16 protein-coding genes are annotated in these 14,611 nt (G+C 36.9%); all 16 read right to left on the bottom strand.

All coding sequences use genetic code 11. The features are described 5' to 3' along the window. Positions 1 to 11: 11 nt before the first annotated feature. Positions 12 to 1,271 (bottom strand): ABC transporter permease, encoded by a 1,260-nt coding sequence (locus ESZ48_RS03710; protein ID WP_129015941.1) that lies wholly within the window; start codon positions 1,269 to 1,271, stop codon positions 12 to 14. A 1-nt stretch (position 1,272) separates the two neighbouring features. Beyond that, the gene (locus ESZ48_RS03705) at positions 1,273 to 2,517 is read right to left on the bottom strand and encodes an ABC transporter permease (RefSeq protein ID WP_129015940.1); all 1,245 of its coding nucleotides are present in this window, start codon (positions 2,515 to 2,517) and stop codon (positions 1,273 to 1,275) included. Beyond that, positions 2,510 to 3,211 carry an ABC transporter ATP-binding protein gene (locus tag ESZ48_RS03700; RefSeq protein ID WP_129015939.1) on the bottom strand — a complete coding sequence of 234 codons (702 nt, stop codon included), beginning with the start codon at positions 3,209 to 3,211 and terminating at the stop codon, positions 2,510 to 2,512. The genes ESZ48_RS03705 and ESZ48_RS03700 overlap by 8 nt, the downstream gene beginning before the upstream one ends. A gap of 131 nt (positions 3,212 to 3,342) precedes the next feature. Further along, on the bottom strand, positions 3,343 to 3,564 hold the full coding sequence (locus ESZ48_RS03695) for a hypothetical protein (protein WP_129015938.1): 222 nt from the start codon (positions 3,562 to 3,564) through the stop codon (positions 3,343 to 3,345). Position 3,565: 1 nt separating this feature from the next. Continuing rightward, entirely contained in the window at positions 3,566 to 4,111 is a 546-nt protein-coding gene (locus ESZ48_RS03690; protein ID WP_129015937.1) for a DUF420 domain-containing protein, read from the bottom strand. Then, complete coding sequence (locus ESZ48_RS03685) at positions 4,111 to 4,869, bottom strand: SCO family protein (protein ID WP_129015936.1); 759 nt, start codon at positions 4,867 to 4,869, stop codon at positions 4,111 to 4,113. The genes ESZ48_RS03690 and ESZ48_RS03685 overlap by 1 nt, the downstream gene beginning before the upstream one ends. Then, positions 4,853 to 5,566, bottom strand: coding sequence for a thioredoxin domain-containing protein (locus ESZ48_RS03680; protein ID WP_129015935.1), 714 nt, complete (start codon positions 5,564 to 5,566; stop codon positions 4,853 to 4,855). The genes ESZ48_RS03685 and ESZ48_RS03680 overlap by 17 nt, the downstream gene beginning before the upstream one ends. Positions 5,567 to 5,727: 161 nt before the next feature. After that, positions 5,728 to 6,123: a cytochrome C oxidase subunit IV family protein gene (locus ESZ48_RS03675; RefSeq protein ID WP_129015934.1), complete on the bottom strand. Its 396-nt coding sequence runs from the start codon at positions 6,121 to 6,123 to the stop codon at positions 5,728 to 5,730. 22 nt (positions 6,124 to 6,145) lie between these two features. Next, on the bottom strand, positions 6,146 to 7,123 hold the full coding sequence (locus ESZ48_RS03670; RefSeq protein WP_129015933.1) for a cytochrome c oxidase subunit 3: 978 nt from the start codon (positions 7,121 to 7,123) through the stop codon (positions 6,146 to 6,148). Positions 7,124 to 7,268: 145 nt separating this feature from the next. Continuing rightward, positions 7,269 to 7,850, bottom strand: a complete 582-nt coding sequence (locus ESZ48_RS03665; RefSeq protein WP_129015932.1) for a cytochrome c oxidase subunit 3 — start codon at positions 7,848 to 7,850, stop codon at positions 7,269 to 7,271. A gap of 1 nt (position 7,851) precedes the next feature. Then, positions 7,852 to 8,745, bottom strand: a complete 894-nt coding sequence (gene cyoE, locus ESZ48_RS03660; protein ID WP_129015931.1) for a heme o synthase — start codon at positions 8,743 to 8,745, stop codon at positions 7,852 to 7,854. Positions 8,746 to 9,837: 1,092 nt separating this feature from the next. After that, entirely contained in the window at positions 9,838 to 11,949 is a 2,112-nt protein-coding gene (locus ESZ48_RS03655) for an energy transducer TonB (protein WP_129015930.1), read from the bottom strand. 114 nt (positions 11,950 to 12,063) lie between these two features. Further along, positions 12,064 to 12,861 (bottom strand): energy transducer TonB, encoded by a 798-nt coding sequence (locus ESZ48_RS03650; protein WP_129015929.1) that lies wholly within the window; start codon positions 12,859 to 12,861, stop codon positions 12,064 to 12,066. Positions 12,862 to 13,062: 201 nt separating this feature from the next. Then, positions 13,063 to 13,791 (bottom strand): energy transducer TonB, encoded by a 729-nt coding sequence (locus ESZ48_RS03645; RefSeq protein WP_129015928.1) that lies wholly within the window; start codon positions 13,789 to 13,791, stop codon positions 13,063 to 13,065. A 64-nt stretch (positions 13,792 to 13,855) separates the two neighbouring features. Beyond that, positions 13,856 to 14,218, bottom strand: coding sequence for a VanZ family protein (locus ESZ48_RS03640; protein ID WP_129015927.1), 363 nt, complete (start codon positions 14,216 to 14,218; stop codon positions 13,856 to 13,858). Continuing rightward, positions 14,211 to 14,591 carry a glycine cleavage system protein GcvH gene (gene gcvH / locus ESZ48_RS03635; protein ID WP_129015926.1) on the bottom strand — a complete coding sequence of 127 codons (381 nt, stop codon included), beginning with the start codon at positions 14,589 to 14,591 and terminating at the stop codon, positions 14,211 to 14,213. The genes ESZ48_RS03640 and gcvH overlap by 8 nt, the downstream gene beginning before the upstream one ends. Positions 14,592 to 14,611 lie beyond the last annotated feature (20 nt).

Below are 14,611 nucleotides of genomic sequence, written 5' to 3'. Positions count from 1 at the left end.
TGTTTTTGTATTTATTCTATTCTTAATGCGTCAACCGGTTTCATTTTAGTGGCACTATTAGCGGGAATCAATCCTGCCAACAGTCCAGACACCACAAGTATAAAAAGTGCGATAAAAACAACCGACATACTCACACTCGGATTTGCAAAGTTTTCAACAGGGCCATTCATGTCCAAGGCGTAATTGAGTCCCCAAATAACAGCAGCAGCAAAAGAGATACCCACCATTCCTGACAAAATGGTCAGGATTAAACTTTCTTGCAAAATTTGTGATTTGATCGTCCATGGTGAGGCTCCCAAAGCTCTTCTCACCCCAATTTCTTTAGTACGTTCCTTTACGACGATGAGCATAATATTACTAATACCTATAATCCCAGACATTAAGACGAGCGCACCTACAAAATAACCAACAAAGGTTAAAATGGAAAACAAACCGTTGACACGGCCAAAAGCTTCAGAAAGATCAAAATTACCGATGGCCCGCTCATCTTCAGGATGTACTTTGCGTCGGTTCTTTAAACTTTCCAATATTTGCGGTTTAAGGGTTGTGATATTTGTACCATCATGCGCAGTTACAGCCAACCATCCCACATTATCGGCAAAATTAAAGGCCTGTCCAAAAGACGTAAAAGGCAAAAAAATGGTATTGGCATCTTCCTCTTTATCGCCTTGGCTATTGCTCACTTTAAAGGTTCCAATTACCATAAAATTGACGCCGTTGATCTTTATATAAGTTCCTAAAGCTTCCTCTCCCTTATCATACATCGTTTTTACCACACCTGTTCCGATAACACAAACCTTTCTCTTGGCATTAATATCAGAATAGCTTATAAAACGGCCTTGAATAATATCCATGGGTTGTTGTTTTATAAATTCCGGATAATCACCGTTGACTTGAAAAGCTCCAGTTTTTGTACCTCTAATGACATTATTGCCGCCACTATAGCCTCCCAATTGATTGCGAGGTGATACATATTTGAGTTGTGGAAAGTCGTTTTTCAAACTAGCGACATCGTTCAATTTAAAATTGAAGCGTCGTCCTTTTGGTAAACCTTTATAAGGCATTGAGGTTTGCTGAGTCCATATAAACATGGAGTTGGTAGCAAAATTACCAAAGTCTGCGGTCACCCCATTTTTGAGTCCGTTGGTCAATGCCAATAAGAGCACCAAAATAGTGATGCCCCAAAACACACCAAACGCGGTCAAAAAAGTTCTGAACTTATTCGCATTTAAAGCTTCCAATATTTCGTCCCAACGGTCTCTGCTAAACATATTATTCGTCTCTTAGTGCTACAATAGGTTTAATTTTTGCCGCGCGGTACGCTGGGATAAATCCGGCAATGGCTCCTGCAAACACCAATACAAAAACAGTGGTCAATGCGGTGTTAAAATCAACTTGCGGATATTTTATAAAGTCACTTTCTATAAGCGGTCCTACAATTTCAAGAAGTCCCAAACCGGCAATAAGTCCGAAGAGACCAGAAAACATGGTTACAAAAATGGATTCCTGTAGAATCATCACCACAATAGACATGGGAACTGCGCCCAAAGCTTTACGGATACCGATTTCCTTGGTGCGTTCCTTAACAATAATGAGCATAATATTCCCCACGCCAACTACTCCGGCTATGATGGTACCAATACCCACAAACCAAAACACGGCTTTAATGGTATCTACCAACGAATAGATTTTTCTTGCTTCTTCCAGGGTATTATTTACATTAATAGCACTGATATCATCCGGAGCAATAATATGTGTTTGCTTGAGGTCGTTTTCAATACCCAAAGAAATTTGTTCGGAGAGTTTCACGGCGTCGTCAAAATTATCGGACATTTTTACGGTATAGGTCATGTTCCTGATGTCATTCCCACCGTTAAAGGCCTTTTGAGCTGTAGTAATGGGCATCATGACTTTACTTTCGTCCCGTTCTCCTCCTGGATCGTAAAAGACGCCAATCACCTTAAAATTAATTCCATACAGCGAAATATCCTTGTTAATTGGATCTTCACCCTTAAACAAATCTTGGCTTACTTTATTACCGATGACGGCCACCTTTTTGGCACCCATCACATCAGAATGATTCAAAAAGCGCCCTTGGCTGATATCTGCATTTTCAATAAATTGGTTGTCTGGTAGCACCCCTTGAATTCTATAATTGCCAGATTCATTTTTATAATTCACCAAGCCACCCCAAATGGTATAAAATGGCGATTTGTATTCTAAGTGATCATCGTATTTATTAACAATGGCAGTAAAATCTTGATTTTTTAGCTGAATACGGCGTCCGGGATTTAAGCCTTTATATTCCTTGGTGGTGACACCTGTCCACACCGAAATGCTATTGGCAGCATCTCGTTCAAATTGGGAGGTAACGCCATTTTGGATTCCTGAACTGAAACCTAGAAGAATGACTAAAATAAAAATACCAGAAGCAACAGATAACCCAGTTAAAAAGGTACGGAGCTTGTTTTTACTTAAACTTTCAAAAATTTCCTGCCAACGTTCAATATTAAACATACTGAGTAGCTCTTACTTGTTGCACGAAATTATCATCAATGATTACCCCATCTTTCAAATTGACAATACGTTTGGTCATTTTCGCAATGTCATGCTCATGCGTAACTATCAAAATGGTTTTTCCGTCGTCATTAATGCCTTGGATTAGTTCCATGACTTCATGTGAGGTTTTGGTATCCAGAGCACCTGTAGGCTCATCTGCGAGCAATACTTTTGGATCACTTGCCAAAGCTCGGGCAATAGCCACACGCTGCTTTTGTCCACCGGATAATTCGTTCGGTAAATGGTGAGACCATGGGGCCAATCCTACTTTGTCAAGATAATGCATTGCTTTTTCAACACGCTCTTTACGGTTGACACCTTGGTAATACAATGGCAGCGCAACATTATCCAAAGCCGACTTATAATTAATGAGATTGAAAGATTGAAAGATGAAACCTAAAAATTTGTTTCTGTAGTTTGCTGCAATCTTTTCATTGAGATTCTTAATGGGTACATTATCAAGCGTATAGGATCCTTCATCAGCTTCGTCCAACATTCCCAAAATATTCAATAGCGTCGATTTACCTGAGCCTGAAGATCCCATTATTGAAACTAATTCACCTTCTTTGACGTCAAAATTAATTCCTTTTAACACATGAAGTGAATTAGCACCCATGTGGTAGGATTTATGTAAATCTTTAATTTGTATCATATTAAGACCGTTGGTTCTGCAATGTTACATAAAACAAGGCACGAACTATATTAACGAATTGTTAAGACTCATCTTGAATATGTACTAATAAGACTGAAAAGGAGATCAATTGTTACAGGAAATAGTATTTTTTATATGTTTTTCTTTTTATTGAACTTCGTGTACATGACAAGACCCATCCCGGCGACCAACACATAAGGGATGACCATTAAATACACAATCCCATCATTGACACCTTTTGCAGTAGATTGGCCATCTTCACTTTCTAAAACCGCACGGCACATGGCACACTGGGCATTTGTGGTAAAAAAGGTAAACAGTGAAAACAAAATAAAAAGGACTCGAACTTTCATTTTAGACATAATAAGGTGAAATCATAATATAAACAATCACTCCGGAAATCGCAACATATAACCATATTGGAAATGTAATACGTGCTATCTTCTTATGGCGCTCAATATTATTGGTGATGGCACGTACATAAGTAATCAGTACAAATGGAATGATTATAATTGATAATAATATATGGGAAATGAGAACGGAAAAATAGACATATCTTAAGACACCTTCACCTCCATAAGATGTAGAATCACTAGTCATATGATACGCAATATACATCATTAAAAACACAATTGAACAGCCTATCGCGGTAGTCATCAAAGTTTTATGAAGCGTGATGTTCTTGTTTTTAATGGCCAAAAAGGCAACAATTAAAAGTAAGGAGGTCAAGCCATTAATAGTCGCATAAATTGGCGGCAAGAACGTCAATGGTTGCACATCAAAACCTAGATCTCTTAAGTTGACACCAAACAGTGCCCCTACAATCAATGGGATGGCAATGGATAGTATGACAATCCATTTGTTGTATTTTTTTTCTGCTGCTCTATTGATAGTTTCCATTATTCCTTTAACAACTTAGCAATATCTTGTTTTAACCATGTGATCTGCTGCTCCATACCCTCTTCATCCACTTTTTCTTCTTCTGAAATCATTCCGTTATAATAGATTATTGGGCTCCCTTGAACATCAGATCTCGATCTGATAAAACCATTTTTATCAATGAGCGCAAAATTACCCGAATGCTCGAACCCACCATCTACGCTTTCATCTTTGGCAGTATAAAGGTAGAAGCCTTCATTGGCCAATTTATAGATTTCATCAACATCTCCAGTCATCAAATGCCAATTAGGGCTTGTTATCCCATTGCTATCTGCGTATGTTTTCAATACTTCTGGAGTGTCGATATGTGGCGTTATGGAAAACGATGCAATGCCGAAATCCTTTTCATTTGAAAATACATTTTGGATTTCAACCATATTGGCATTCATTTTTGGGCAAATGCTTGGACAAGTTGTGAAAAAGAATTCAAGTACATATACTTTTCCTTCATAATCCTTGTTGGAAACAGTATTTCCATTTTGATCTGTAAAACTGAATTCAGGCACTTTCTTTCTAACCTCATTGATTTCAATAAATTGTAAATCGGATAGGTTTCCTGGTCTTTTTTTTGGATTCAGATTAATGTCCTCACTTCTACTTTCATCCCTTACAACATCCTTATTACTGATCCGGTCAATAATTTTTGGAACAAAGTAAATTCCAAACAGAAGTATGATAAACGACACTCCTACATAAGAATAATTAGTCTTTTTGCTCATCGGTAATTCCTTTTAATTCGTTAGCACGCCGTGTTGAAGAGTTAAAATTTCCCTTGCGTTTCTCTCTATATTCTGTAAACAACACGCGTATATCTTCACTCATTTTATTCTTTATTATAGCGACTTCCACACAATCGTATGACGCCAAATCGTATACATTAGCATTTTTCTCTCTTTCCTTATCTGTTCTATCATCCAAACGACCGCGTTGGTTGAGGTCGGCATCAACAATAAACACTCTAGAGGAGGAAAGGTTATCATCCAATGGAAAGTCCGATTTTAAACTACCATAAATCTGCTGTATCTCATCGTCTTCTAAAAAAACAAAATGCCAATATTTGAGATCTTCATGAGATTCAATTTCTTTCTTAAGTGCTGGAAGATCAGATTTTGCTTCAGGAGACATAATGGCAACAATCTGAAATCTTTTAAAACCCTTGAACTTGTTATAGATCAATTCCTTCAAATTAGATGCCGCTGTGGCTCTCGCTAAAGGGGTTTTTCCAAAAAAAGCCAATACGGTGATGTGGTCTTGAAGTTCAAAATCACTAACTGCAGTAATATCCTGAACATTTTCCTTTATAGTATCGAGCGCAATATAATTATGCTTTGCTGGATAAAGCATCAAAAGAAACGCTACTGGCAGAAAAAACAGGACAATAAGAACTGAATAGCGTTTAACAAGTTTTTTATTCATTTAAAATAATTTGCATGATTAAGACTCTTCAATTATGCATATTTAATCAATAAATACACGCTGAATTACATAAGTGCAAAAATAAAAAAGACGGTTCATATAACCGTCTTTTTATGTATGTTTAACACTTAAATCCTACTATTCTGCTAGAAAGGGAGACTTTAAAAATCGGTCTTTACAAAACCTGTTGAAAAGACATACTCAATGTAGTCTCCTTCTTGTAAAAGGATAAAGATTAAATAAGAAATCAGAAAGACTGCTGTCCACACAACCATACGTCTTAGACTTGCGGTTTCATCTCTCATGTGCATAAAATCCCAAGTAATATAATACGCTTTTACTATGGTCAAAATAATAAAGATCCAGTTAAGAGCCTTCATACCCAAAACTTGACCCATAAACATTTCTGGTTTGTATATCCCTAAAAGAACTTCAACAGCCGTAACTAGAGCCAAAAAGATCAATACACCCCAAATTTTTTGTTTATTGGACTTAAACTTTAAATAGCCTCTAAATATTGCGAGTTTATGTGGTTCTGCTTGTGCGTGTGATTCCATGTTCAAAATAAATTATCTAAAATTATACTAAGTAGAAGAATGTAAATACGAATACCCAAACCAAATCAACGAAATGCCAATACAATCCGACTTTTTCGACCATTTCGTAACTTCTTCTTCGTTCGTAAGTTCCTATAAGGACGTTAAAGAAAACAATAATATTCAACATCACTCCGATTGACACGTGAAATCCGTGGAAACCTGTGATGAAGAAAAAATAGTTTGCAAATAAAGGTGGACCGTATTCGTTTTGGATCAAGTTGGCACCTTCTACAACATTCTTTCCTTTAGTTTGTAATTCTTTGAGTGATTCGCTACGGGATAAAACCGTTTTATGACCATCCTCAGCAGTATATGTCGTTCTTACAAACACTCCAGGGTTTGCTTCAAATCCAGCAAGAACTTCTTCAAAAGTAAAACTTGTCAGGGCTTTTTCTCCTGAAAACCAGAGCCCATCTTTATTTGTATGTTGGGTACGTTCAGTAGACTCAGCAATAGCGAAATCCTTTAACGCCACACGCTCACCATCTGCATCCACAAAATGGATGATATTTCCACCATGAGTTCCAACAGCGCCATAACCACCTTTAATAAAAGTTGTCCATTCGTATGCTTGAGAACTTAAGAAGACAAAACCTCCTAAAACCGTCAAAAACATATATAAACTTACCTTGGCTTTATCCATACGATGACCGGCATCCACTGCCAATACCATCGTCACAGAAGACATGATCAAAATGAAGGTCATGAAGGCCACGAAAATCATTGGATAGTTACCGTGAATAAAAGGTACGTGCGTAAATACGTCGTCTGCTATTGGCCAAGAATCGGCAAATTTAAATCTTGAGAAGCCGTAGGCTGCTAAGAACCCAGTAAAAGTTAATGAGTCTGAAGTGAGGAAAAACCACATCATCATTTTACCGTAACTCGCTTTTAAAGGTTCTATACCTCCGCCCCAACGCTTGTTTTCGGCACTAGTGTTCACGACAGTCGAATCCATATGTAGTGATTAGTTTTTTAGTTTAAAAAGTTGCACAAAAATAATCAATTTATTCATCTAAAGAAACATCCTTATTGAATTTTGAAACACTATAAACAATGTTTACTGTAGTTGGTAAGTAAATCGTAACAAAATTTACCGCCAATTATCCTACAAAATATAAAAATAAAAAGAGATAGACCCACAGAATATCAATAAAATGCCAAAATGTGGCAGCGAGTTCAAAGCCGACCATATCCGTAGCGGTATACTTCTGTTTAAAATGATTATAAATTACGACTAAAATACAAACAAGTCCTACGATCACGTGAGCAATATGCACCATCGCAATTAAATAAATATAAGACATGGTCACATTACTGGTAGGTCCAGTAAAATTATAGCCCATATCAATGATCTGTTGGAAGCCCAAAAACTGGTTCGTAATAAATGCAATTCCCAACACTAAGGTCGCCATAAGCCAAGTTGTTGTCAACTGTCTTTGGTTGCTTTTGATGGCTTTTTGTGCCAACATAAATGTCACACTGCTCAACACTACCATAACCGTACTGACGATGAAGGCATTTGGCAATTGAAAATCCTTAATCCAATCTTCTCTTGTACTGCTCACAACAAAGGCACTGGTCCAACCCGCAAATGACATGATGAGCGAAACGATACCAAACCAAAGCATCATCTTTTTCGCCCTATTATTTTTCTCCTCAAAGGTTCCTTCTGTAAAATCCATATTATCTTATAAATTTATCTGCAACGTAAACAATCTGTAATAGGGTAATATATATCACACTCGCCAAGATAAGGTGTTTTGCCGCTAGCTCGGTTCTTTTCACAAACAATTGCAACGCGAAATAGATCATTCCCAAACCTATTGCAAAGACTATTATGGCTGCAACAATAGATAATTTCAAATCTCCTGTGAAGCCAAACACAGGAATGATAGATATTAAAACCGTCCAAATGGTGTACATTATGGTTTGTGTGGCTGTGCCTTTATCCCGTTTCCCAGTTGGCAGCATGTAAAATCCACCTTTTTTGTAATCGTCAAATAAGAACCACCCAATAGCCCAGAAATGAGGAAACTGCCAAAAGAACTGTATGGCGAACAATGTTCCCGGTTCAATTCCGAAAGCATTTCGTGCGGCAACCCAACCCAACATAAAAGGAATTGCGCCTGGAATAGCACCTGCGAAAACAGATAATGGAGTTTTTGTCTTTAATGGCGTATAAACACTGGTATATAAAAATATGGATATGGCGCCATACATGGCGGTTCGCGGATTGATGATGTAAAGTGTGGCAATCCCAAGAATCGTAAAGATGACAGCCATTATAAGGGCCGAGTTGACCGATATGCGTCCCGCAGGAATGGGCCTGTTCTTGGTGCGGCTCATAAGTGCATCCAAATCGCGCTCAATAATTTGATTATAGATGTTAGAAGCACCAACCATAAAATAGCCACCAAACGCCAATAGTATCAAAGTACTAACCTCAATGGTTGTGGCACCCAACAAATACCCAGCTATTGCTGAGAACACAACACTCAATGATAATCTCATTTTCGTTATTTCCTTAAAATCAGAAATAACTGAGACCCTTGGTAAAGAAGAATTTGTTGTTGCCAATCGGTGTTGTATTTGTCGCTTTTAAATGCGAGTGCAAAGATACTTTGAAAATTGGTTTTGAGCAATTCAATTAATGAATAATTAAATTTCAATATGGTTTTTGGTTTTTTGCCGACGGGAGACACGGTGTTACGCTAATATTTATAAATCTCGAACCACATAATCAAGACCTAATGGTGATGACCCTCATTTTTTTGCCTATTCTATCTTTAAAAAATAGGGCTCAAGAAAATGAATCAGCTTTTACTCATGAGATTCCTGGCTTCGCAGAAATTATGGCTTGTTAGAATAAATCAGTTTAGACCCCAAGATTAAACCAAGTAGTAGTGTTTTTAAAAGTTGTTTCTGTATTGGCTTCTGAAATGAAGTTAACAAAAACCTTTAAATGACTAATAGGATTAAAAAAAATAAGTAATTAATGAAAAGATTTCGCCTATGTACGGGAGATTCCTGCCTCCGCAGGAATTAGGGTTAATTATCAAAGTACCAATTGAATAAATCAGTTTTGACCCCAAGATTATACCAAGTAGTAATGTTTTTAAAAGTTGTTTCTGTATTGGCTTCTGGAATAAAGTTCACAAATACCTTTAAATGACTAACAGAACTAATGAATACCAAGTGATTAATAAAAAGATTTCACCTATGTACAGGAGATTCCTGCCTGCGCAGGAATTAGGGTTAATTATCTATGTACCAATCGAATAAATCAGTTTTGACCCCAAGATTAAACCAAGTAGTAGTGTTTTTAAAAGTTGTTTCTGTATTGGCTTCTGGAATAAAGTCCACAAATACCTTTAAATGACTAATAGAACTAATGAAAACCAAGTAACTAATGAAAAGATTTTGCCTATGTACAGGAGATTCCTGCCTGCGCAGGAATTAGGGCTAATTATCAAAATACCAATTGAATAAATCAATTTTGACCCCAAGATTAAACCAAATAGTAGTGTTTTTAAAAGTTGTTTCTGTATTGGCTTCTGGAATGAAGTTCACAAATACCTTTAAGTGACTAACAGAACTAATGAATACCAAGTGATTAATAAAAAGATTTCGCCTATGTACAGGAGATTCCTGCCTGCGCAGGAATTAGGGTTAATTATCGAAGTACCAATTAAATAAATCAGTTTTGACCCCCAGATTAAACCAAGTAGTACTGTTTTTAAAAGTTGTTTCTGTATTGGCTTCTGGGTTAAAATTCCTAAAACTGATATTCGTAAACACTTTTAAATGACTAACCGGATTAATGATATAACCCGCTTGCAATTCGGCATTAAAAGTTGTGGTTTTATTGCCCTGGCCAATCTTTACATTCGTATCAAAAGGCCGTTCATTGTAATTTCTGTAAATGTCTCCGCCATAACTATAATTATCGGTGCCATCATTAAAATCTAAACCACGTGTCCCGAATATAAATTTGGCATCAGCAAACCATCGCTCATAATTATAATGGCCAATAATGATAAATTCCCTAAAGTTGGCACCCCATAAATGTGCCATTGGTTGATTGCTATGGCCATAATTATTCACGATGGTGTTATGGGAATAAGTATATGGCCTTACTTGGTTATATTCTAATTGCAACATTAAATTATCAACCTTAAATGCATCGTAATACTTGGCTCCCAATTGGTATCCAAATTTGTTTTTCCAACTTTTATCACCTGCTTTTACATGACTCAATGAAAATTCATCCAAGATAAACTGTCCATACAAGTTGACTTTGTTGTTCCATTTATACTTTGCAGAAGCACCGACAATTGCATTACCTGAACCTTGCCCAGCTTCGAACTCAATAGCTCTGAAAAAAATGATGGGATTGAGGTAATTGATATCAAAACCTCTGCCATTGGTATCGGTCCACATTACCGACTCAAAAAGCCCGATATTGAGGCGTTTGGATACATTCCAGCTCAAATAATGATTGGCCATGTATTTGGTCAAAAACGCTTTGTCCTCAACTACTGCGTCGCGCACGTCCCTAAGCCACATCCAAGTATTGGTATACTTAATTTTCCAGAAATTGGTGTTTAATTTTAGAAAGGTCTGCGATGCAGCCACATCACTTTGGAATAAAGAGCGATACCCATCTCCTATAAAATTCTTGCCATGGCCAAATTGAACATTGATGAAATTTACGGGAGAATAAGACAAATACGCCTCAGCAACCGGATAATCATAGGCATCTTCCTTAAATCGTTTGCCTATGCCCCTACCCGGAACAATGGCTGGATCAGGACCAAAAGCTTTTAAGCTTTCGGCATATTGGTTATAATATTGGGCAAACCTTCCTTGACTTTCAAAGACAGAAGTAGAAAAACTGAACTTCTTGCCCAAGCCTCCTTGTATGTTTATACCTCGGGTATTGTTGAAAGTAGTATTGAAATCGGCATCCACATCTTTACCCACCTGCAAATCAAAAACCGGATCAATGGTAAACCAATAATCCTCACCTTGAATTTGAACTAAATGCTCATCCCATAATTTTCTGCTCCACCATCCGTCCGAACCTTTTACAAGCGCCTCTTTTTCAGCCTTAAAATCATAATATCGCGCAACTTCCTCATAAACAAATGGTTTTGCTGCCGTATGACTGTTTGTTCCCAAACCGTTCATATTGGCATCAAAACGCGAATAGTATTGATGGGTGAAGGGAATGTTTAACTGACTCGTATATTCCAGACCTTGATATTTGCTGATGTTCTTGGTGATGCTATCAAACTCATTGGAAACAATCTCATTAAGATCCACAAACTTCTTCAGGTTGTCCTGTTCTGCGGAATCAGCATTTATCATGAGTACGGGATCAACCAAAGGAATTTTAATGGTCAAAGAATATTGATAAAACGTAGGTTTCCCATTATAAGTTCCAGGCTGTATTTTTGGCAAAGATTGGAATACCCGTTTGGTTTCATCCTTTAGCGCATCATAAATAGCATCAACATAAACGACGCTAACATGGCCCTCTTTGTCAACTTCAAAAAGGACTTGCACATTACCCTTATAACTGTCGTCAGCGACTTCATGAGACACTTTAAAGTTTTCGAAAATATACTGGTTAAGCTTATTATTAAAGCAAGTTTTTAAATTTTCAATCGTTTGATCTTCACAACCTATAAAAACAGGAGGCTTTTCGTAAATTTTAATATTCTGAGCAAAACTATTGAGTTGAAAACTGACAAAAACAATTAAGAAGAAGTTCTTCATAGATGAATACAAGCTTTAATTCCGGACGAAAGATACTGTTTTTTTCAAAATGAGGCCATAAAAAAACCGCTATCAAATTTAACAGCGGTTCAAGTCGTATAATGCGATATATGATTATTCTACTTTAAAAATGATAGGTAGCACATACTGAACAGTCACAGGGTGCTCTCTTTGTTTTCCAGGAATCATTACTGGGATTTGCTCCACCACTCTTTTGGCCTCCTTCTCCAATTCAGGACGTGGGGCACGGGTTTGAATTTCTGTTACATTTCCATATTTGTTAATTTTAAAAACGACATCTATTTTTTGAATTCCTGATAGCCCAAGGTCTGAAACCATATCTTTATCAAATTTCTTTTGGATAAGTCTTGATAGTTTATCGGACATACATTTTAAGCGGCCTTCATTGTTTTTTTCAGATTCACAACCTGGATAAACAGGTGCTTTTTCAACACCAAGGGTGCTGAAAATCTTTAAATCCAAGTCATCATCGTCTTCCGCCTTATGGACAATAATATCATCAATCTTAGCGAGATCAATGGATAAAGTTGGGCTTTCCGTCAGAAGCTCAGTTGGCAAAGCATCAACAAAATCATTGTCTTCAATATTCGGGTCTTTGGTAAGAACATTTACAGTGACATCCTTTTTCATTTCAAACACTTCCTTTTCCAAAACAAAGTTGGTTGGCATCACCTCAACATCTTTATCCTGGTATTCCAATCTTGCTGAATTATAAGTCTTTGCTTCAAAATTCATTTCAAAAAGACCATAGGTAAAGAGTAAACAGAGAATCAAGCCCACTTGAAAGTAAAGCGAAGAGTTCTTTCGTAAATTTGCATCATGTTTGTGTGGTTTCACATTGCGCTCGTTGCTCTGACCAGCAGCTTCACTTGAGTTTTTTAAATTCTTCATAATATGTGTGTTTTAAAATGTTAATAATATGCTAAAATCACAACAAGCGTTCCAAAAAAAATCCCGCCTATTTATTTAGACGGGATTTTTTAATTCTCTCTCAGAGACTTCTTAACATAACATTCTGAACATTATAAACCAATGCAAAAAAGAAACCCTGAAGCTTTCGCATCAGGGTTCTATATTTTAAACATTTATGTTCTAATCTTGTACTTGGAAAAGAATAGGTAGAGAATACGGTACAGTTACCGCTTTACCACGTTGCTTTCCAGGTAACATTTTAGGAAGCAAAGCGATAACGCGTTGTGCTTCTTTCTCTAAACCAGGATGCGGTGCTCTTGCTTGAATGTTGGTAATATTACCAGATTTATCAATCTTAAAGATCACATTAATACGTTGCCTTCCCGAAAGACCTAGTTCAGAAGCCAAATCCACATTGAATTTTTTATTCACAAACTGGGCAATCTTATCAGACATACATTGTTTCTTAGCATTGTTACCAGCCTCTTTTTCACAACCTGGAAACACAGGTACGTTTTCAATGACGGCAAATGGTACCTCAATATCCTCTTCAGGAGCCTCTACTACAACAACATCTTCTACTTTAGCGATTTCCTCTTCCTGATTTGTTTCTGAAGATTCAATGACCGTTTCCTCAACCTCTTTCTCATCCTCCACAATCTCAATCTCTTCTGGAGCTACTGGTGGCGGTGGTGGCGGTGGTGGCGGTTGTTGTAATTGTTCAGTAATTGGAATTTCTTCTTCCAATTCATCGTCCATATTAATCATACCGATATCAATATCCGACTTGTCGTAAGTTTTGTAATTGATGGCCAGATTGGTCAACAATAACATTAAAGCCAGACCAACGGAAAAATAGATAGAACTATTTCTACCAACGTCTGCTTTTACATTTTTTTTCGGTTCCATATGCTTAGAGTGTTTAAGGAATGCTAAAATAACCAATAATTTGTTAAAAAAGCAAGGGATTAATTTATTTTAACTTTAACTTTCTATAGAAAATTACAAAGAGTACTGCAATAATTGCACCAAAAGCATTGGCAATCATATCATAGACATCAAACATTCTTTCATTGGTCAAGTATTTTTGAAGGACTTCCATTATAACCCCATAGGTTGAGGCAATAATTAAGGCGTATAAAAGACCTCTTTTTAGGTTTAATGTCTTGAAATAATTAAAAATGAACAGGGTCAAAAAGAAGTAAGCTCCAAAATGATTAATCTTATCGTCAAAAGATGAACCAAGGGGTTCAAAACCACCAATACTTACCAAGCTTAACACCAAAAGCACTATGGCGTAAACCACCAATAAGGTCAAGGCCCACTGTTTAGGCACTTATCACCTCTTTGTAGGCATCAGCTGAAAGCAAATTAGCAACTTGGGACGGATCAGAAATCTTAATTTTTATCATCCAACCTTCACCATAAGGATCTGAATTTACTTTCTCTGGCTCATCCTCAAGAACAGAATTGAACTCAATAATCTCTCCTGAAAGTGGCAAAAATAAATCAGAAACTGTTTTCACTGCTTCAACAGTGCCAAAAATCTCATCCATTTCTAAAGTTTCATCTACAGTTTCAACTTCAACATAGACAATATCACCTAATTCGCCCTGAGCGAAATCTGTAATTCCTACAGTTGCAACATCACCATCAATGCTAATCCATTCATGGTCTTTTGTGTACTTTAATTGTGCTGGTATATTCATTGTATAATAAATTTTATAGT

Source organism: Gelidibacter gilvus, from assembly GCF_004115975.1.
In the GTDB taxonomy this organism is placed as follows: domain Bacteria; phylum Bacteroidota; class Bacteroidia; order Flavobacteriales; family Flavobacteriaceae; genus Gelidibacter; species Gelidibacter gilvus.
The sequence above is the reverse complement of the archived record's forward strand: the minus strand, read 5'-3'. Positions and strand labels throughout refer to the sequence as shown.

Excerpts from the sequence above, each read along its gene's own strand:
- ESZ48_RS03675 (WP_129015934.1), bottom strand. The coding sequence starts at position 6,123 with ATGGAATCACACGCACAAGCAGAACCACATAAACTCGCAATATTTAGA.
- ESZ48_RS03680 (WP_129015935.1), bottom strand. The coding sequence starts at position 5,566 with ATGAATAAAAAACTTGTTAAACGCTATTCAGTTCTTATTGTCCTGTTT.
- ESZ48_RS03690 (WP_129015937.1), bottom strand. The coding sequence starts at position 4,111 with ATGGAAACTATCAATAGAGCAGCAGAAAAAAAATACAACAAATGGATT.
- ESZ48_RS03645 (WP_129015928.1), bottom strand. The coding sequence starts at position 13,791 with ATGGAACCGAAAAAAAATGTAAAAGCAGACGTTGGTAGAAATAGTTCT.
- ESZ48_RS03705 (WP_129015940.1), bottom strand. The coding sequence starts at position 2,517 with ATGTTTAATATTGAACGTTGGCAGGAAATTTTTGAAAGTTTAAGTAAA.
- ESZ48_RS03650 (WP_129015929.1), bottom strand. The coding sequence starts at position 12,861 with ATGAAGAATTTAAAAAACTCAAGTGAAGCTGCTGGTCAGAGCAACGAG.
- gcvH (WP_129015926.1), bottom strand. The coding sequence starts at position 14,591 with ATGAATATACCAGCACAATTAAAGTACACAAAAGACCATGAATGGATT.
- ESZ48_RS03710 (WP_129015941.1), bottom strand. The coding sequence starts at position 1,271 with ATGTTTAGCAGAGACCGTTGGGACGAAATATTGGAAGCTTTAAATGCG.
- ESZ48_RS03655 (WP_129015930.1), bottom strand. The coding sequence starts at position 11,949 with ATGAAGAACTTCTTCTTAATTGTTTTTGTCAGTTTTCAACTCAATAGT.
- ESZ48_RS03665 (WP_129015932.1), bottom strand. The coding sequence starts at position 7,850 with ATGGATTTTACAGAAGGAACCTTTGAGGAGAAAAATAATAGGGCGAAA.
- ESZ48_RS03695 (WP_129015938.1), bottom strand. The coding sequence starts at position 3,564 with ATGAAAGTTCGAGTCCTTTTTATTTTGTTTTCACTGTTTACCTTTTTT.
- ESZ48_RS03670 (WP_129015933.1), bottom strand. The coding sequence starts at position 7,123 with ATGGATTCGACTGTCGTGAACACTAGTGCCGAAAACAAGCGTTGGGGC.
- ESZ48_RS03685 (WP_129015936.1), bottom strand. The coding sequence starts at position 4,869 with ATGAGCAAAAAGACTAATTATTCTTATGTAGGAGTGTCGTTTATCATA.
- ESZ48_RS03700 (WP_129015939.1), bottom strand. The coding sequence starts at position 3,211 with ATGATACAAATTAAAGATTTACATAAATCCTACCACATGGGTGCTAAT.